The 18,797-nt window shown below is 45.7% G+C and carries 15 protein-coding genes; 14 read left to right on the forward strand and 1 reads right to left on the reverse strand.

The annotated features are described in order from the left end of the window. Window positions 1-3 precede the first annotated feature (3 nt). The 14 genes from ACQW03_RS19535 (at window position 4) to ACQW03_RS19600 (ending at window position 15,892) form a co-directional block, all read left to right on the forward strand. Window positions 4-1,596 carry an ABC transporter substrate-binding protein gene (locus ACQW03_RS19535; RefSeq protein ID WP_023989678.1) on the forward strand — a complete coding sequence of 531 codons (1,593 nt, stop codon included), beginning with the start codon at window positions 4-6 and terminating at the stop codon, window positions 1,594-1,596. 134 nt (window positions 1,597-1,730) lie between these two features. Further along, window positions 1,731-3,002, forward strand: a complete 1,272-nt coding sequence (locus tag ACQW03_RS19540) for a M20 family metallopeptidase (RefSeq protein WP_441952439.1) — start codon at window positions 1,731-1,733, stop codon at window positions 3,000-3,002. A 13-nt stretch (window positions 3,003-3,015) separates the two neighbouring features. Further along, window positions 3,016-3,951 (forward strand): DUF1177 domain-containing protein, encoded by a 936-nt coding sequence (locus tag ACQW03_RS19545; RefSeq protein ID WP_441951289.1) that lies wholly within the window; start codon window positions 3,016-3,018, stop codon window positions 3,949-3,951. 64 nt (window positions 3,952-4,015) lie between these two features. Continuing rightward, window positions 4,016-5,005 (forward strand): ABC transporter ATP-binding protein, encoded by a 990-nt coding sequence (locus ACQW03_RS19550; protein WP_071644357.1) that lies wholly within the window; start codon window positions 4,016-4,018, stop codon window positions 5,003-5,005. Beyond that, window positions 4,989-5,990, forward strand: a complete 1,002-nt coding sequence (locus ACQW03_RS19555) for an ABC transporter ATP-binding protein (protein ID WP_071642096.1) — start codon at window positions 4,989-4,991, stop codon at window positions 5,988-5,990. The genes ACQW03_RS19550 and ACQW03_RS19555 overlap by 17 nt, the downstream gene beginning before the upstream one ends. A gap of 268 nt (window positions 5,991-6,258) precedes the next feature. After that, window positions 6,259-9,000 (forward strand): family 78 glycoside hydrolase catalytic domain, encoded by a 2,742-nt coding sequence (locus ACQW03_RS19560; RefSeq protein ID WP_441951292.1) that lies wholly within the window; start codon window positions 6,259-6,261, stop codon window positions 8,998-9,000. A 34-nt stretch (window positions 9,001-9,034) separates the two neighbouring features. Then, a complete protein-coding gene (locus ACQW03_RS19565; RefSeq protein WP_441951294.1) occupies window positions 9,035-10,231 on the forward strand; it encodes an MFS transporter in 1,197 nt (398 codons plus the stop codon). Window positions 10,232-10,260: 29 nt separating this feature from the next. Then, window positions 10,261-11,259 (forward strand): AraC family transcriptional regulator, encoded by a 999-nt coding sequence (locus tag ACQW03_RS19570; RefSeq protein WP_071642089.1) that lies wholly within the window; start codon window positions 10,261-10,263, stop codon window positions 11,257-11,259. Window positions 11,260-11,352: 93 nt separating this feature from the next. Further along, window positions 11,353-12,354 carry a phosphotransferase gene (locus ACQW03_RS19575; RefSeq protein ID WP_441951296.1) on the forward strand — a complete coding sequence of 334 codons (1,002 nt, stop codon included), beginning with the start codon at window positions 11,353-11,355 and terminating at the stop codon, window positions 12,352-12,354. A gap of 90 nt (window positions 12,355-12,444) precedes the next feature. After that, window positions 12,445-13,596, forward strand: coding sequence for an Imm26 family immunity protein (locus tag ACQW03_RS19580; protein WP_071644355.1), 1,152 nt, complete (start codon window positions 12,445-12,447; stop codon window positions 13,594-13,596). Between the two features lie 34 nt (window positions 13,597-13,630). After that, a complete protein-coding gene (locus tag ACQW03_RS19585) occupies window positions 13,631-14,149 on the forward strand; it encodes a hypothetical protein (RefSeq protein WP_071642085.1) in 519 nt (172 codons plus the stop codon). A 38-nt stretch (window positions 14,150-14,187) separates the two neighbouring features. Beyond that, window positions 14,188-14,847, forward strand: coding sequence for a DUF2625 domain-containing protein (locus ACQW03_RS19590; RefSeq protein WP_076293963.1), 660 nt, complete (start codon window positions 14,188-14,190; stop codon window positions 14,845-14,847). Window positions 14,848-14,875: 28 nt separating this feature from the next. Continuing rightward, window positions 14,876-15,301 carry a hypothetical protein gene (locus tag ACQW03_RS19595; RefSeq protein WP_076293964.1) on the forward strand — a complete coding sequence of 142 codons (426 nt, stop codon included), beginning with the start codon at window positions 14,876-14,878 and terminating at the stop codon, window positions 15,299-15,301. Between the two features lie 54 nt (window positions 15,302-15,355). Beyond that, window positions 15,356-15,892 (forward strand): SMI1/KNR4 family protein, encoded by a 537-nt coding sequence (locus tag ACQW03_RS19600; RefSeq protein ID WP_441951300.1) that lies wholly within the window; start codon window positions 15,356-15,358, stop codon window positions 15,890-15,892. 137 nt (window positions 15,893-16,029) lie between these two features. Here ACQW03_RS19600 and ACQW03_RS19605 read toward each other — a convergent pair whose 3' ends face one another. Further along, on the reverse strand, window positions 16,030-18,777 hold the full coding sequence (locus tag ACQW03_RS19605; protein WP_441951302.1) for an endo-beta-N-acetylglucosaminidase: 2,748 nt from the start codon (window positions 18,775-18,777) through the stop codon (window positions 16,030-16,032). Between the last annotated feature and the right edge of the window lie 20 nt (window positions 18,778-18,797).

Below are 18,797 nucleotides of genomic sequence, written 5' to 3' on the forward strand. Positions count from 1 at the left end.
GCCATGTTGAAAAAAAGTCTTTCTCTAATTGTCGTCTTGTCTACGTTGCTATGGACGGCAGGCTGTGCGAGCAATGCTAACAGCCCGTCCGCTTCATCTGGAGAGAAAGGCGCAGATGCCCCATCCCCACCAAAGACGATTACACTTGCTTACTCGGAGGGAGGGTCAACCATGGACCCTGCTGAAGCAAGTGATCTTACATCGGATACCCTTGTACTTGCGCTCTATGATCAGCTTGTGACCTATGGCAAAAAGTCTACGGATAGCGGTGAAGTGGCAGATACGGAAGCAATTAAGCCCATGCTGGCTGAGAAATGGGATGTGTCCGCTGATAACATGACTTATACGCTCCATCTGCGTAAAGACGTTAAATTCCAAAGCGGCAACCCGCTGACCGCCAATTCTGTGTTGTATTCCTTTGAGCGGCTTAAAAATTCCGATTCCGGTAGCTTCCTGTATGGTATGAGCTCCATTAAAACCGCTACAGCGCCTGATGAGCACACCGTTGTCGTTACATTGTCCCAACCCAATCATATGTTTCTGCAAATCCTGTCATTGTACAACTTCTCCATTGTGGATGATGTGCTTGTCAAAGAAAATGGCGATGGCGACTATTTGAAAACACATGCGGCAGGTTCAGGTCCGTTCAAGCTTGAAAAATGGGACCCTGCGACAGAAGCTGTCTTTAATGCTAATGCCAGCTACTGGCAAGGAGCGCCAAATCTGAGCAAAGTAACGATGAAGTTTACCAAGGAAGCTTCCAACCGTGTACTTCTGCTGGATAAAGGCGATGTGGACATGGCGATTGAGATTCCTGCAAAGGACGTTTCGAAGCTGGAAACCAACGCTGATCTGAAGGTTCAATCCAATGCAAGTAACCGGATTCTGTATTTCGCCATGAATAACAAAGTCAAACCTTTTAATGATCCAAAAGTGCGTCAAGCAATTGCTTATGCTATTCCTTACGACCAATTAATCGACGATGTCATGTACGGTCAAGCAAAGCAAATGAAGAGTTCTGTAGCGAGTAACACGCCTGGCTACACCGATGCGGGCTACAGCTACAAGCACGACCTGGACAAAGCAAAACAGCTGCTTACAGAAGCGGGTTATCCTAATGGGTTTAATTTTGACCTGACACTGGGTTCCGGCTTCCAGGACTGGGCAGATGATGCTGTATTGATTCAAGCTGAACTTGCCAAGATTGGCGTAAAGATGAATGTTGTCAATGTAGCCCGTGCACAGTTCCTTGAACAGCAACGAGAAGGCAACCTGACAGCATACATTTCCAAATGGACTTCCTTCGTCAACGACCCTGGTTACCATCTCGGGTTTCTGATGTACAGCGGCGGTTCCTCGAATTATATGCATTATGCTAATGCAGAAGTGGATAAGCTTTGGGAACAAGCAGGCAAAGAGCAAGATGAAAATAAACGTAAAGAGCTGTATGGCAAAGCACAAGAGCTTATAAATCAAGATTCGCCATGGGCGTACCTGTATGAATACAATCGCGTTGTTGGTATGAGCAAAGACGTCACTGGATATGTTTACTACCCAGATGAGGTTATCCGATTCTATTCATTGAATAAAGAGTAAGTTGTGATCTTACCTTATGCCTTCGGTTTTTACAGCCGAAGGCTATCATTTTACACCTGAAGTATGAAGCTGATCCCGATGGATCGTAAAAAATTTAGTTGGCTAAATGAAAAACGTGAAGGGACTGAATGGAAATGACAGATTGGAAAACGTTGGTTCTTGATGAAATAGATAAACGGCAGGACGAATTGCTTGAGCTATGCTCGCGGTTAATTCAGTTTCCTTCGGAAAATCCTCCAGGTGATTCACGCGAAATTAGTCAGTTCATTATGGACTATCTTAAAGAAGCAGGTATAGAAACAACGGTGCATGAATCCGGGCCGAATATGTGGAATCTCATTTCTGATTATGGCGCTGAAACGGCGGACGGAAAAAAACTGATTTTCTGTGGACATACGGACGTTGTGCCAGCAGGGGATCGTACTCGTTGGGATTTTGATCCGTTCTGTGGTGAAATTCGTGATGGCTATCTCCTGGGCCGCGGTGCTTCGGACATGAAAGCAGGACTGGGCGGATTAATATTTACCGTTGCGCTGTTCTCCAAACTAGGCGTACCACTCGAAGGTGCGTTGTCGTTGCTTGTAGTTCCAGACGAGGAAACCGGGGGACATCTTGGAGTACCTTGGGTGCTGGAAAGAAAACTGATTGAAGGAACAGCTGCTGTGATTGCAGAGCCTTCCGGCCCGCAAAACCCGACCATCGGGCAAAAGGGAAGTTGCTGGTTTGAATTTACCGTTGAAGGCACACCGGGTCATGGCAGTTTGCAGCCGATAGCAGGTGAAAGTGCTATTTTGAAGGCAGCAAAAGGGATTGAAGCGCTGCAACAACTGTGGGACATCAAGCCGGACATCCCGGAAGAAGTCAAAGAGATCATTGAAATTTCCAAGCGTTATGCAAGCGAACGGGAGAACCCAAGCTATGGACAAGCGTTTGATCATGTAACAGTGAACATTGGTACGATTCAGGGAGGCACCAAAGTCAATGTGGTTGCAGACCGTTGCACAGTGCAAGTGGATTCCCGTGTTCCATTTGGCGTAGACCACCGCGATGTACTGGCGAAGGCCAAAGAATTGCTTGCAAGTGTTGGCATTGACGCGGAGCCCAAACAATTCGGATTTTATGGGAATGCCAACTGGACCCCTCCAACCGAGCCGATTGTACAGGAGCTTGTGGAATCTATCGCTGAGGTCAGCGGTAAAGAGGCCTATGGCGTATTGCAATGGGCAACCAGCGATGCACGTGCATTCCGCAAATACAACATCCCGGTATTGCAATACGGGCCTGCCGAACTGTCGACCATTCACAATTTTAATGAAAAAGCTCCGGTATGGCAGATCATTCAATCTGCGAAAGTATACGTCTTAACGGCGCTTAAATATCTGAAAACAACACAAAAAGAAGCATAAGGGGATCTGCCGTATGATGAAACAAGTTTTTGAAGTCTATGACCTTTTGGATAGTCCGTTTGCCAGTGGGGCAGAAGTCAAAGCTTATTTGGAACAACTGGGTCAAGCGGAGATTACGGTCTCCACCGTGAAAGGTGAAAAGGGCTCTACGGATTTTATTAAAATTGTTATTGCCGGTAAAACGGGTCGCATTCAGGGAGGCGATTCTCCAACCTTGGGTGTAGTAGGGCGACTTGGTGGACTTGGAGCACGACCGGAGATGATCGGATTTGTATCCGATGGTGACGGTGCAGCAGCGGCAATTTCGGCGGCGGCTAAACTATTGAGCATGGAGTCCAAAGGAGATGTGCTTGATGGAGACGTGATCATCTGTACACATATTTGTCCAGATGCACCCACTCAGCCCCATGATCCGGTTCCATTTATGGATTCACCCGTAGATATTTTGACGATGAACAAATATGAAGTGACACCCGAAATGGAAGCGATCCTGTCCATTGATACGACCAAAGGGAATCGGGTCATTAACCATAAAGGTATTGCCATTTCCCCGACGGTACGTGAAGGCTATGTGCTACGAATTAGTGAAGACCTCGTCGATATTGTTCAGACCGTTACTGGCGAACCGTGTGTCACGTTTGCTGTAACTACGCAGGACATCACACCTTATGGTAACGACCTGTATCACATTAATAGCATTTTGCAGCCAGCAGTAGCAACTTCCGCCCCAGTGGTTGGTGTAGCCATCACGGCTGCTGCTCCTGTCCCAGGCAGTGCAACGGGAGCCAGCCACGAAAGCGATATTGCGCTGGCGGCCAAATTGGCTGTAGAAACAGCCAAAGCTTATGGACGTGGGCAATGCTCTTTTCATTCGGAAAAGGAGTTTCAACATATTACTAAACTGTACGGTACGATGAAGCATCTGCAAACGATGGGCAAGTCTGAATAAGCTTTATTCCCTAAGTTAAAAAGAACATGAAGGTTCAATGATGGACAAGGAGGAGGAAGAGGGCATGGCACAACTGCTTGAAGTAACCAACCTCCGGACGGAGTTCAAGACTGCGGCTGGCACCATCCGGGCTGTGGACGGCGTCGATCTATCGGTTGGCAAAGGCGAAACACTCGGAATCGTTGGAGAATCCGGGTGCGGCAAGAGCATTACCTCCCTTTCCATTATGCAGCTCCTCCCCAAGGGACTTGGGAAAGTAGCCGCTGGTGAAGTCCGGTTTAACGGTGAAAACATGCTGGATTTTTCGGAGCGGAAAATGCGCTCGATTCGTGGCAACGAGATGGCCATGATTTTTCAGGAGCCGATGACTTCGCTAAATCCTGTGTTCAAAATCGGCAAGCAAATTGCGGAGTCTGCCCGATACCACCACGGTGTAAGCAAACACAAAGCGAAAGACATGGCTGTGGAAATGCTGACGAAAGTGGGAATTCCACGTCCAGAAAAAGTAGCCGCTTCTTATCCGCATGAACTCTCGGGCGGGATGCGCCAACGGGTGATGATTGCGATGGCGATGGTGTGCAATCCGAAACTGTTGATCGCCGATGAACCGACAACGGCACTAGATGTAACCATTCAAGCACAGATTCTTGACTTGATGCGTGAGCTGCAGAAGTCCGAAGGAACTTCCATTCTGATGATTACTCATGACCTTGGTGTCGTTGCTGAAATGTGCGATCGGGTCGTGATTATGTACGCCGGACAAGTGGTAGAAGAAACCGATGTAAAAACGCTTTTTAAAGATCCCAAGCATCCGTATACACAAAGTTTGCTTGCCTCACTACCACAGTTGAATAGTGATCAGGAGCGTCTGGCTTCCATTCCGGGCCAGGTTCCCAACCCACTTGATATGCCAAAAGGCTGCCGCTTTGCACCACGTTGTCAGTTTGCCAAGGAAATTTGCCATGCAGAGGCCCCGGAGCTTACAGAAGTGGAACCCGGACACAAAAGCCGCTGCTTGCTACAGCAGGAGGGATATCATGAGTACACTGCTTGAAATACGTAATTTGAAAAAACACTACCCGATCAAAAAAGGACTTTTTTCCAAACAAGTGGGAGCAGTCAAAGCGGTGGATGGTATTAACCTGACTGTACAGCAGGGTGAAACCCTGGCGATCGTGGGAGAATCCGGCTGCGGCAAATCCACAACTGGACGGGCAATTCTCAGATTGATCGAACCGACGGATGGAGAGATTCTGTTTAATGGCACGGATATACGTAAGCTAAACACAGAGCAGCTGCGCAAATTCAGAACGGATATGCAGATGGTGTTTCAAGATCCGTTTGCTTCGCTTGATCCCAGATGGACAGTACAGCAGGTGCTGGAAGAACCGCTCATCACACATGAAAAGCTAAGCAAAACGCAGCTCAAAGAGCGGGTGGAAGAGCTGCTCGAAGTGGTCGGATTGTCTCCTTATCATGCGCATCGTTATCCGCATGAGTTCTCGGGTGGTCAACGCCAGCGGATCGGGATCGCACGGGCACTGGCGCTTCATCCCAAATTTATCGTGTGTGACGAGCCGGTCTCGGCCCTCGATGTGTCGATTCAGGCACAAGTGCTCAATCTGATGAAGGACCTGCAAAAACAATATGACCTGACGTATATGTTCATTTCTCATGATCTGTCGGTCGTTAAATTTATCAGCGACCGCGTGGGTGTGATGTACCTGGGCAAGCTGGTCGAACTCGCACCGACCCAAGAAGTGTTCAGAGAGCCGCTGCATCCGTATACAAAGGCGCTAATGTCTGCGGTACCTGTAGCTGATCCGGAAGCGGAGCGTGATCGGATTGTACTTAAAGGGGATGTGCCCAGTCCAGAAAATCCGCCAAGTGGCTGTGCGTTTCATAATCGCTGCCCGGCAGCCATGGAGATATGCAGCAAAGTACAGCCCATCTTTGCCGAAGCTGCACCAGGGCGGCAGGTAGCCTGTCACTTGTATCCAGCTTCCACGCCCGAACAAGCGCTAGCTGGACAGGCATAGGCTAGCTGAAAAAGAATAGATAAACCTTCTAGCAAGAATCAAGCCTGAATCCATTCAATCGGATTCAGGCTTTTTTATAAGTGTAGCTACTCTACAATCGTACATATTTTTCTAATAGTTCCATTTTAAGATTCAATATAAGGGGTGGAATTTCAACACCTGTAAATCAAGCATATAACATGCAGGGATACAACATTGCGAACAATCAATGGAAGCGTTTTAATTTGAATATAGAAACACAAAAGAAGACCTCAGGGAGGACATAAGAATGCTAAAAGTGAAAGCGCTTAGATGCGAGCATTTAAATAATCCGATTGGATTGGGTTGTCTAAAACCGCGGTTAAGCTGGCAGATCGAATCTGAAAAAATGTATGTTTCTCAAAAACGTTTCCAATTGCAAGTATCCGTTCATCCCACTTTTGAACCGCTGATTTGGAATCATTTTACCTATTCGGACCAATCCATTTTGTTTCCCTATGAAGGCCCCCCACTGGAATCAGGACAAAGATATTATTATCGGGTAAAAGTGTGGGCTCAGGGAGCGGGTGACACAGAACCGGAAGAATCGGAATGGAGTGAGTCCGGCTTTTGGGAGATGGGGCTGCTCCATGAGCAGGACTGGAAGGCACAATGGATCACAGTGAAGGAGCGGAGAATCCATGAACAGTTTCAGACAAGAGCTCCTTTTGCCGCTTCCAAATATTTTTCGGTTGAGGGTAAAGTGAAAAAAGCAGTCATTTATGCTACAAGCCTTGGGCTGTATGAACTGGAGTTCAATGGACAAAGAGTGGGCGACGCCTACTTTACCCCGGGATGGACGGATTATAACGATCGTGTCCAGGTGCAAGCATATGACGTGACTTCTACCATTCGAGAACAACATAATCGAATTACAGCCACGGTGGGAGAAGGCTGGTACAGCGGTTATCTGGGCTGGCAAAAGCGCAAGGACACCTACGGGAACACGAATGCATTGTTATTTCAAATGAAGATTAGTTATGAAGATGGCCGTTCTGAAGTCATTTGCTCTGATTCTTCATGGGAGGAAACGAGCTGTGCCATTTTAATGTCGGATATTTATAACGGCGAAATCTATGATGCCCGACTTGAGCAGCAGGCAGCGGAACATAGCTCCTTAACCGAACGAAAAATGATGCAGGTCGTCTCGTTCCCGTTAAGTCATCTGATTGCTCAGGAGAACGAGCCTGTCCGTGTAATGAACCGATTGAAGCCTGTTGAACTCATTCGAACTCCTAAAGGTGAGCTGGTGCTTAACTTGGGTCAAAATATGGTAGGCTGGCTGGAATTTCAAGTGGAAGCTCCCGAAGGTACGGTTCTGAATCTGGTTCATGGTGAAGTGCTGGATCAGCAAGGGAACTTTTACAGAGATAATATTCGTGATGCAGCGCAGCAGATTACGTACATTTGTAGCGGGAAGGGGACGGAGATATTTAGGCCGCATTTCACTTTTCAAGGCTTTCAATATGTGAAGCTTGAGGGCTTTCCTGATGGCGTTACGATTGAAGATTTTACGGGTGTTGTTCTGCATTCGGACATGGAGACGATCGGGGTGTTTGAGACATCTGATCCAAAGCTGAATCAACTTCAACACAATATCGTGTGGGGGCAGAAGGGGAACTTCCTGGATGTGCCAACCGATTGTCCGCAGCGTGATGAGCGATTAGGCTGGACCGGCGATGCACAGATTTTTGCTAGAACGGCCAGCTTCAATATGAACGCGGCTTCCTTCTTCCGAAAGTGGCTTAGGGATTTGGCTTACAACCAGCTGGAAAATGGGGCAGTGCCTTTTGTAGTGCCGGATGTCCTCAAAGGAACCTTTGCCGATAATATGGACAAAACGACGGCAGCATGGGGAGACGCGGCGGTTATATGTCCGTGGACCCTATATCAATGCTATGGGGATAAGCAAATCTTAGTGCAGCAGTATGACAGTATGAAAGCATGGGTGGATTATATTCGCGCCCAGGGGGACGAAGAATGTCTTTGGGATACCGGTTTGCAGCTGGGAGACTGGCTGGCGCTGGATAGCGAGGAAGGAAGCTATTTTGGGGCGACGGACGGAACGCTGGTGGCTACTGCTTATTTTGCGTATTCGACTCATATATTGGCACAGACGGCCAAACTGCTGAATCGTTATACCGATTACAACACATATAAAAGCTTACATGAGGGGATTAAAACGGCTTTTGCGAACCGCTACTTCGATGACGCGGGCAAACTAACCTCCAATACCCAGACTGCACAGGTTGTGGCTTTGCACTTCGGATTGGTACCAGAAAAGTATAAAACGCAAGTGATCCAAGAGCTCGTACGGCTCATAGAAAAAAATGATATGCATCTGGATACCGGCTTTGTGGGCACCCCCTATCTATGTCTGGTTTTATCCGACCATGGCTATACGGATGTCGCTTATAACATTTTATTTCAAAATGATTATCCTTCATGGCTCTATCAGGTTGAACGGGGAGCAACGACCATGTGGGAGCATTGGGATAGCATCAAAGTGGACGGCTCATTCTGGAGCACCGATATGAACTCGTTCAATCACTATTCGTACGGTTCAGTAGGAGACTTTATGTACCAAAATATTGCCGGAATCGATGTGCTTGAAGCGGGCTATAAAAAATCACGTTTAGCCCCTAAACTGCCTGCCAATCTTACTTCGGCCCATGGCAAGCTGGAGACGCCATATGGCACGCTTGAAGTCCAATGGGAAATCGTGAATAAAGAAATGAAGATGACGGTTCGCGTGCCACATAATACGACGGCTGAGATTACACTTCCGAGCGTTATGGAACCGGATGCACTACAGCAGACCATTGCTATGCAATATCCGTCGATTCAGTATCCTCCTGGAGATGTACCAAAGGAGCTGGCCGGAAAATTAGGTTCTACAGGGGAACAGGCGATTTTCCAAAGGGGCGGAGATCATGAAATGACGTTTACGGTCGGTTCTGGACAGTATACATTCCAATACAGATGCAACTAGAGGCTAAATAACATAGACTAGAGGTGAGAGCTTAATGAATATAAAAAACAAAGTTTTGTTTAAAACGGCGTTGCTATCCATTTCCTTAGTCCTGACGTCAGCGAGTGCCATTTCGGCTGTCATACCGATGATGCTGAACCAATTATCAGGCGTTTCCAGTTCGCTGATTGAAAGCGTAGTCACGATTCCATCTTTCTCGATGATGCTGTTTGTGCTGTTGAGTGGCCCGATTTCTTCCCGATTGGGTAAAAAAAATACAGTCCTGCTAGGGCTTTTGCTTGTAGTCATCGGCGGAATACTTCCCATGTTCACGACGAACATTACATGGATTCTTGCGCTGCGTTTGGTACTAGGTGCAGGTCTCGGGATGTTCAATTCACTGGCCGTCAGTTTAATTAGTGATTTTTTTGAAGGGGATGAACGTGCTCAATTAGTAGGCTTTCAAAGCGCCGTTCAAGGACTCGGAAGCAGCTTGGCTACCTTTGTGGCAGGGCAGCTCGCCCTAATTGACTGGCAGTTCGCTTTTTTATGCTATGGAATCACCATTCCTATTGCGCTATTATTCTTTCTGATCATTCCCGAACCAGAGCGCGGGGAGCCTACAGTAGAGGATTTGACAGAAAAGGGTCACAAGAGCGGGGGAATATCCATACCTGTACTTGGATTAGGGGCTGCACTTTTTCTGTTTATGACTTTTATCATGATTGTATATACCAAAACAGGCATTATGATTGCTGAAAAGAGCATGCCCAATGCTGGTTTTTTAGGAACTGCGTTAACGCTGTTTTCCTTGTCCACCATGATTGCAGGCTTCTTGTTTGGTAGAATCTATAAATGGTTTAGAAATTACGCTCCCTTTATCTCCAGTCTATTAACAGCAAGTGGTTTTGTACTACTATGGTTTGCTCAGAATGTTACCATGGTTACCGTTGCCATGTTGATCATTGGCTTTAGTTTTGCGCTGTTTATTCCTTATATTTTTACCATACTAACTAAAATCGTACCTAAAGGCAGTGAGACGATATCTATTTCAATTGCAATGGTAGGCTCCAATTTGGGAGCGTTTGCTTCGCCTTATGTGATCAAGTTAGTTGGCGTGTTGTCTGGAAATGAAACGGCTTCATTTTCCTTCCTTGTCTCTGCGATTGTATTTACGATTGCAGCACTCCTTTGTCTGGGAATTGCTATTAGAGGAAAGGGAAGCAAAACTCAAGCGGCAGTCCACAGTTAATGGGGAGTCTGAAGGAGGAGTCAGTGTTTATGAACCTTCATGAGTTGGATCAGTTGCTGAGAAACAAAACGGAAATTGAACTTTTACAACAGCAAAACAATCAGGTGATTAATGATCTCTCCAAGGATTCGGAAAATGAGCGATTTTTTGATATGAATCAGAAAATGTATCGAATGCCCGCTTTATTTTTCTTCGGAGAACATGATATTTATATTAGCAAGCACAATAGATTTGCTCCGATGCTGGAGCACATGCATGAATTTATTGAATTAAACTATGTTTACTCAGGTAAGTGCAACCAAATCATAGCAGGCAAAGAAATTCAGCTTTGTGAAGGCCAAGTATGTGTCCTGGATAAGGATGTGCCTCACAGCATCGCTCCTTTGGGAGAAGACGATATACTTATTAATATCTTGCTACAAAGAGAAACGATTTCATCCCTATTTCTGCAGCGGCTATCTAAGAAAAAAAGCCTGATTGGCGAATTTCTAGCCAATTCTGTCCTCCAGCATCAGCACCATAATCACTTTATTATTTTTGAGTCGCAGCATAATGAAAACCTTCAATATATACTGCGTAGGATCTTAATCGAATATTATTCCAGACAAGAGGATTCGATGGAATTGGTGAAGGCTTATTTGCAAATTGTATTTGGAGAATTGGTCCGTGTATTGGAAAGCGAGCATAATATTCACTTAAACCAGCAGGAAAATAATATTACCTCTATTCTGAATTACATGGAAGAGCACTATCAGCATTTAAGCCTACAGCAATTATCTAACCATTTTAATTACAATAGTACGTATTTAAGTAATAAGTTGAAAAAAGTAACCGGTCTTACTTACACTCAGCTTATTGCCAACATTAAACTCAATGCAGCCTATTCTTTGGTAGTGAATACCAATCTGCCGTTCGAAATGATATTTAAGCAGGTGGGATATAACAGCATGAGTTTTTTCTATAAAAAGTTTAAAACAGCGTATGGTTCCACCCCGCAAAATATCCGAAACAAACAGTTGAGGAAATGAAGGATTACAAGGACGTCCAATTCTATTGGACGTCTATATTTGTTATAATATCTGCAAATTCATAAGCTTATGTTTATAAGGGAGGATACATCCTTGGAAGCGATACTACGACGGCATTGGCCGGAGTGGAACGGTACGCTGCAAAAACGAACCGGAGGTTGGAATAATACAACGTATTTTGTTAAGAGTGGTGGGCGAAACGGAGTGCTGCGCGTCTACGATACACACAAGGATCGGGACAAAATTGAATTTGAGCATGCTGTTTTGCAGGAGCTGAGTAAGCATTCACTATCGTTCAGGACACCCATGCCTATTCCGACGGTCACGGGAGAGACGCTCGCTCAACTGGAGCAGGAAAGCGGTAAATATGTGTGTCTGTTCGAATACATAGAAGGCATATCACCCCTGGAGCAGGATTCAAGCTTTGCCTATTCTTTTGGTGAGACTACAGGGGAATTATCGGCAGTGCTTGCGACATTCAATCTTGATATGACTCCAGTCTATCGACCGTATTATGCTTTGCAGCAATCCTATCCATTGTGTAACCGGGAAACGGTTCAAGGCTTTTGTTTACATCCGCCTGAGCCTCTAAAGGATTTGCATGAAGAGCTGCGATTAATAGGAGAAGCTTATGAAGAGATTACAGATTCGCTTCATGCATTGGAAGAGTTGCCGCATCAGCTTGTACATGGAGACTTGAACGCTTCCAATTTGTTAGTAAAGGATTCGGATCGTAGTCTAGTAACTGCACTGCTTGATTTTGAATTTTGCACGCTAGACGTTCGGGTCATGGAGCCGGCGGTCATCTTATCAGGATTTTTAGGACAACCGGAGGAGACGACAGCCATTCGGGATTTTTGCCGGGGCTTCAGCCGCCAGGTTCGTTTAAGCCACAACGAGATTGATGCTTTGCCTATTTTGATGCTACTTAGGAAGGTAGACGTATTTCTTCATTTTTTGAGTCGCTTTCTGGAAGGAACGGATCAGTCACACGTGTTGCAAGAGCAGGTCAAACAGGTCTCTGCCGACTTGCCCCAGCTTTCTACCAGCAGTAGCTGGATTCAGGAGGAGTTGGTCAAAGCTGGAACAGTGTAGGAATAAACGAGCTACATGCTACGTTATGTTATAATCTTTGGGAAAATTGAACCCAGGTGCATTGAGATGTACTTGGAACTGGAGGAACAGATGAATAGTTGGCTAACGAACGCGTTACGACCGTACTTCGGGCTGGAGGTGCTGGAAGAGCATTGGGATGTGGTAGAAATTAAAGAAGGATACTATATTTGTGTGGATGGAGACGTAATTCGCAAGCGAATTTCTTCCACTGAGGATACTTATGGAGAAACCGATGTAGAGATTTTTACTCGTGATCGGGCATTTGTTTTGCCTAAAACGGCTCGTGGCAAAGAGAAAAAGCTGAATTACACAAGTGTTTCGAGTATCAAGGCAGAAGGCGTGACCTTTTCAGCAGGCATTCGAAGGGATCGTCCTCTTAGTTATGTTACTGCTGTGAATAGCAAAACGGGTGTGAAACTCCCTATTACGGGATGTGAGCATTTACATAGTAAAGAAGAAATCATCGATTGGCTTCAGCAATATCCGTCACTTGTGCCCAAGGATTACGATCGCAGGTTGCACCGACTGAAGCATATGAAAAATCAGCGTTATAAAACAATCCCAGGAGATATCTTTCGTGTGGAAATAGACCTATTCACAGATGGATATGTACTGGTTGTTGGAGATTTGCGCCAAATGCAAAAGGATCAGTTGTTTGCAGAGGAGAGCATTTGGAACAGTGTCATGACCATGCCTTTATTTGTGCGTCCATATTTGTTTACGTGTCGTGACCGTTCAACAGCTTTGGAATCTATCACATCCGCCCCGTTATCCGAAACAACCTGGATTGTTATGGATGATTCCTTTATGCGGGGTGCCTACGAGCGGGTTGGACATAAGCTGTTAGTGGAAGAGGATATTGTGTTCCCCATCGGCTATGGCTGTAGTACGGATAGTAGAAAAGAAAAAACATATAGTCTGTCATGGGGAACGGGCACGGTTTTCAAACCGGAAGGGGAGACCGTGTTCAAGTCCTCGCGAAAATTTTCAAATAACGGTGCTTATTCAGGTATCGTTGCCGACTGTTTTGGCTCCTGGGAAGAGCGGGCGTGGCACAAAACGCTGGATAATCCGTTACATCGGGATGAACGTCGAAAAGCACTGGCCGAATTCGGATTCCCGGAAGACATTTCGTATGATGAGTTCAACCGTCAAATGGGAGGACTGACGCGTTCGGAATATCTCGCATATTTGGCAAGAACCTATGGAGGGAAAAAGTGATACAAACGAATTGAATTTTTAATAGGAGGGGCCCATGAAATATCTTAAGGATTGCCCGGAACCAGGCTTGGGAACCTGGTATTTTGAAATAGATTCGGATGGAATAGCTTATCGACAAATTGTTATCCAGGATGACGGCACGTATATCGCCTCTAATCGCAAGCACGAGCAGTATCATTTCTTATTAGCTGAGAAAGCGATTGATGACACGGAGCCCTATTATACGCAAATTACAAAAAAAGAGTTTGAAGAAGTCTGGTCCAATCATCTTCACACCTTCAACCAGGAATGGCATCAAATCAAAAATGCACTGCCCGTTGGGACTAAGGTAAAAGGTTATATTGAAGCATTTTTCCCACATGGCACACTTATTCATATTTTCCAGCACAATGCAGTCGGATTGTCAGACACTCGTACATATGAGGAAAAGACACCATCCGAGTGGATGTATCCGAAGCATGAGGTCACGGCCATTGTAAAAGGATACGACGAAGTGAATCAGTGGGTGATTCTAGAGCAAACGCAAGTTTTCGAAAATCAGTTCACAGGTTGAAAGATGGATATTGGAATACAGGAAGGGGAATGAACAACATGCATACATTAACGGTTGATGAGCTGGTGGATCAGGATAACCATGCATGGGAAGAGGTCAGTAATATCCTGCAAGAAGGGAATAATCCCTATCGCATTATATCGGCAGGATCGGAATCTGCTAGGGGAGATACGCTATACCGTCTGCAGGTGAGTACTAAATCGTACTTGGGAACGGTTGCCTATGAAACAGGCGGGATCATGTTTGATCACGGATGGATCACCTTACTCGGTGCGGGTGGGACTGGAATTTACGGTAGTTTGACTTCGTGGAACGGACTGCAAGAGCCAGCAAGCGTTTCTGCACTTGGAGGAATGCTGATTGTGGCCTATGATGCAGCAGGCGGCTTTTTTGGATTGGATACAGGGAAATTTGGACGCAGCGGCCAAATCTATTATTTTGCACCGGATGCATTGGAATGGGAATCCACAGAGCTGGCCTATTCCGGTTTCTTGAGCTGGTTGGCTGAGGGAGATTTGGGCTTGTTCTACCAGACATTCCGCTGGAATGGTTGGCAGACGGATATGGAGCAACTTCAGCCAGGAGAGGTGTTTTCTTATTATCCGCCGCTATGGACTCAGGAAGGTGGCGGAGAGACCAGCCAAAAATCGCCTATAGCTGTAACAGAAGCGTGGCAGGCGGTAATAGATAGGGGCTAGCCCCGCTAATGGGGAGGAGGAGTAGATCATGAATCATTCCATTCAATCCAAACTGATGCAACTGAATGAAATACTTTCGCGAAATAACATTGACCATTATTACATTTATGATTATACAAGTCGCCCCAAGCTGGTACTAGCAGGTAGTTTTGACTTTAGCTATTATCACAACATAGAGATCACATTTTACGAGGTCTCATTTCTTTCCTGTCCGGGCGGTGTATTTTCAATTGAGTGCTTTAGAATGGCGAATGACAAGGAATTGGAAATATTAAAAACCGTCTCCTATGGATTTGATGAGGGGCCTGTGATTTGTATGGAAGACCAGACGTTTGGCACCCGATTTTTTATCGCTGCTGAAAGCTTGGATTATGAGCTCAAGACCGTTTATTACTATAAGCGTGAAAACCTTCAACCCAACGAAAGCGTGGCTGAATGGGTCGGAGAAGATTGAAAAGGCAGAAACAACAACTCTTAGAGGCATCGAGGGATGGAGGGGCTTGCACATATGTGGAGTATTCAATTTGACCAGCCGTTTGTAAAAAGTCCAGAAGCAACTGAAGACCAAATCACGAATTTTTCAAAAACATGGAACATAAAGCTATCCGAGCAAGAGATTCACGAAATCAAGCAAAGACAAGTGAACCCTTTTCCAAAATCGTCTCCATTGCATGATCAATATAAACCTTTAGATCCTGTGGGCTGGCTTCTGCCCCAAGGGCAATTTCCTGACAGCTATATGGATTTTTTGAAATACTCTAACGGCGGGGAGTTTCAAAATGGTGAACGCTATTTTCAGTTTTTTAATACCGAAGATTTGAGAGAAATGAACCTTGCCTACGAGCTACCGCATTATATGCCGGGTGCCGTGTCATTTGCGATGGATGGGTGCGGTAATCACTATATGTTTGATATGAGAGAGGAACAAAGAAACAACGAGTATCCTGTTCTTTTTGCTCATTCTGGCAGTTTGGGGTATGACGAATGTGAACAGGTTGCCCATTCATTTATAGAGCTGTGTACGGAAAAATCAGCATTGTATTGATACCTGCATGATTTTCCAATATATAACCAATAGGAGATGCCCACTACATTGGACATCTCCTATTGTGCTGTATGCGTGTGTCACGTTTGTAGCGGATATGCGATAAACCATCAGAATCATGGAATTCTTGCATAAAGCTATCTTACATATGTTGTGGCCTGATTGCCGGCATAATCCTCAAGCACGATCTTTAGCGAGCTGGTACGAGAAGTAGGGGTAAAAGTCAGTTCACTTAATTTTGTTCTTCCCCGGACAATGTAAGGAAACTTTTTTGATACATAAGTTACGCCAAATTGTTTGGGCACATCGTTTTCGTATACATATAAACGATGCCAGTCCTTCAAGGTTGGTAGAGCCAGCGTATACGTTGACCCGGTGACTGTCACGTTCTCTTTTGCATAAGGCTCTATCGTCGTGTCTGCGAGATGCCCGGTGTATGCTACAGGCTCATGATTGCCGATGGCGATACGTAGTGTGTAGCGATCACCGTTTGTGGGCAGATCGGTAAACGTAGCCGTTTCAGCGCCAATGTCCGCAGTAATGGTTTTATGGAATACGGTGTCCGTATAGTCGGTGACCAAGGTCAATTTAACCGTTCCGTCCGCTTCTGAGGGATTTTTCCACGTTACTGTAGCCTCACCGTTTTCTTGGGTCTCCACCTTAATGTGACGGACGGCAGCATTCAAATCGTAGCTTAATCGAGCCGGTTCGCTTTCCGTTCCATCAGCCCCAACTGCGGTAAGAATTAATTCACCGGATTTATGGTTTAGGGATTTAATATAATAGGATGAGTCATAAATTCCGCCGATATAGGAGCCGTTCTCATATAGATTGTATTGTTTAACTTTGGCGTAATCCTCAAGATTCCAGCTTACGAGCATTTCGTTCGTATCGGTCAGTGCCTTGGTGATTTTGAAGCCTGTCGGCGCGGCTGGTTTCCGAGCAGAACCGTCCGTTATCTTGATTTGACCGATATTCATCTGATAGTTTTTGATTGTTTTATTCGTGCTATCAAAAGATAAACCGAAAGTTGCAATCTTTTTTCCTTTATAGGCACTCAAATCCAAATTGTGGCTTACCCAGCCCGTGGTTTGTTTGCCAGAGTTAGGGATGCTGAGTTTTACAACTTGGCCGGGGTTATCTTTGAAAATAAGTCCGATACTCAGCACAGAGCTGTCATCGGAGGAAGGCTTATTGTACGTGATGGATAAGTTTGAATTTTTATTTACCGACAGATCCGTTTTATACAGGCGTAAAAAGTTATCTGAATTCAGCTCTCCGTTAACGATGAGGGAGCTGCCACCCTGATAGGCGCCCACAGGCTGATAGGTAAACCGAGTACCTTTGGTGTAATTCGGGCCATAGTCGTAGTCAACCGAGAGCGGTTTACCTTTGGTATCGAGCCACCATTGCCAAGTCACCGGGATATCTTGAATGTTAATGTTGGACCATTCCTTCGGATTGGACACAACTCCATTCACCACATACTGCAAGCCATGCCCGGTATTGAAGCTGCTATTAAAATGGGGGCCACGGATGACAGAACGTTCGGCGATATATGCCGCGATACCGTCCCAGTTTGCGCCCGAAGCTTTTACATCAGACAAATCTACACTTGAGTTTCTTTGTGCACGGACGGGATTCTGATTTGGACCAGACCACCAGACACGGTCGCGGATAAAGGTCATCCATTGATACGCATTGTCAGCTCTGCGATTGGTATCCTGCCCGCCAAACTCTTCATCTAGCGCATTATGTGTGAAATCTGCTCCCAACGTTGCGATACTGTTCATCGGCTGCCCGTTATCACCGATATTCAGACGAAGATCGTATTTTTGCTTCCATCTGCCGAAGTCACCGTTCCCGCCCTCAATACCGGCAAAAACGGTTTTAAGAGGGTCCAGACCCAATTGCTTGGCATGGTCGCGGGAACTTTTCAGCTTCGCTTTGTCCCACCAATAATTCAGAAAAATAGAATCGGATACCTGTCCGTATTGCTTGTCTTTGACAAACGGACTATTCACAGCATTAAACTCATTTTGATAAGCGATTTTACCGGTTTCGTTTACGGTGGAGTCGTACCATTGCACATACATGCCCTGATCCCGTAAATATTTCATAAACTGCTTGTAACGCGGGATGTCCTCCTTAGCTACGCCTTTTGAGGCTTCTTCCTGGTTAATGAAGTAGCCGTCATAGCCATAATATTTCGCCATTTCGATCAATTTTTTGGCTACCGGAAATCCGCCCTGAGCATCCTGCACGAGCATGTGCTTATACGTTTGTGGTCCACGGTCATTATCCGAGAAAAAAATACAGGCGATGGAGAGAACACCGTTTTTGTGCGCCGCATTCGTATAACCCGGATTTGGAATGTTCAGAATGCCAAACTCAAACCACTTTTCCGTCCAATCCTTTTGGGGATCGTATAACTCTTCGGGGACATGGGCGGTAGGCATGCCATGCCAGTAGCCATAATAGTCGGTATACTGCCAATAGTTAAACAAGTATTGACTGAATTTATTGGTATAAGGATAGCTATCGAAAAAAGCGTTTCCATAATCGCCGCTGAGTGTAAACATTTGCGTGTCAGGGCTTAAAGCAGGCTGAGCTTGTGTGGCTGCAAAGGGGCTGTTTCGTTGTTGTAGTGGGACACGGGCGCGAAGCATATCTCCATAGACATCTTGGGTAGGAGTCCAGTCCAAAATATGTGAGCTGGCGTATCCATGCTGATAAGGTTGATTCGGCCCTTTGGCGCTTTCTCCTTCATACGGGAGGGTATCGCCTGCATACACGGATGGAGAGAGGGTTTGACTTAACAGGACAGAAGTCAAAACCAGAGCAGTCCATTTTAAAGCGAACTTGTGAACCTTGTTACGTTTCATAGCTCATCCCCCTAACGAGT

Origin of the sequence: Paenibacillus sp. DRB1-1 (assembly GCF_052119485.1) — a bacterium.
Taxonomy (GTDB): Bacteria; Bacillota; Bacilli; order Paenibacillales; family Paenibacillaceae; genus Paenibacillus; species Paenibacillus polymyxa_B.

What these genes read in the sequence shown, in the direction of transcription:
- ACQW03_RS19590 (WP_076293963.1), top strand. Translation starts at nt 14,188, where the DNA reads ATGCATACATTAACGGTTGATGAGCTGGTGGATCAGGATAACCATGCA.
- ACQW03_RS19550 (WP_071644357.1), top strand. Translation starts at nt 4,016, where the DNA reads ATGGCACAACTGCTTGAAGTAACCAACCTCCGGACGGAGTTCAAGACT.
- ACQW03_RS19600 (WP_441951300.1), top strand. Translation starts at nt 15,356, where the DNA reads ATGTGGAGTATTCAATTTGACCAGCCGTTTGTAAAAAGTCCAGAAGCA.
- ACQW03_RS19555 (WP_071642096.1), top strand. Translation starts at nt 4,989, where the DNA reads ATGAGTACACTGCTTGAAATACGTAATTTGAAAAAACACTACCCGATC.
- ACQW03_RS19605 (WP_441951302.1), bottom strand. Translation starts at nt 18,777, where the DNA reads ATGAAACGTAACAAGGTTCACAAGTTCGCTTTAAAATGGACTGCTCTG.
- ACQW03_RS19565 (WP_441951294.1), top strand. Translation starts at nt 9,035, where the DNA reads ATGAATATAAAAAACAAAGTTTTGTTTAAAACGGCGTTGCTATCCATT.
- ACQW03_RS19585 (WP_071642085.1), top strand. Translation starts at nt 13,631, where the DNA reads ATGAAATATCTTAAGGATTGCCCGGAACCAGGCTTGGGAACCTGGTAT.
- ACQW03_RS19535 (WP_023989678.1), top strand. Translation starts at nt 4, where the DNA reads ATGTTGAAAAAAAGTCTTTCTCTAATTGTCGTCTTGTCTACGTTGCTA.
- ACQW03_RS19580 (WP_071644355.1), top strand. Translation starts at nt 12,445, where the DNA reads ATGAATAGTTGGCTAACGAACGCGTTACGACCGTACTTCGGGCTGGAG.
- ACQW03_RS19570 (WP_071642089.1), top strand. Translation starts at nt 10,261, where the DNA reads ATGAACCTTCATGAGTTGGATCAGTTGCTGAGAAACAAAACGGAAATT.
- ACQW03_RS19560 (WP_441951292.1), top strand. Translation starts at nt 6,259, where the DNA reads ATGCTAAAAGTGAAAGCGCTTAGATGCGAGCATTTAAATAATCCGATT.
- ACQW03_RS19540 (WP_441952439.1), top strand. Translation starts at nt 1,731, where the DNA reads ATGACAGATTGGAAAACGTTGGTTCTTGATGAAATAGATAAACGGCAG.
- ACQW03_RS19595 (WP_076293964.1), top strand. Translation starts at nt 14,876, where the DNA reads ATGAATCATTCCATTCAATCCAAACTGATGCAACTGAATGAAATACTT.
- ACQW03_RS19545 (WP_441951289.1), top strand. Translation starts at nt 3,016, where the DNA reads ATGATGAAACAAGTTTTTGAAGTCTATGACCTTTTGGATAGTCCGTTT.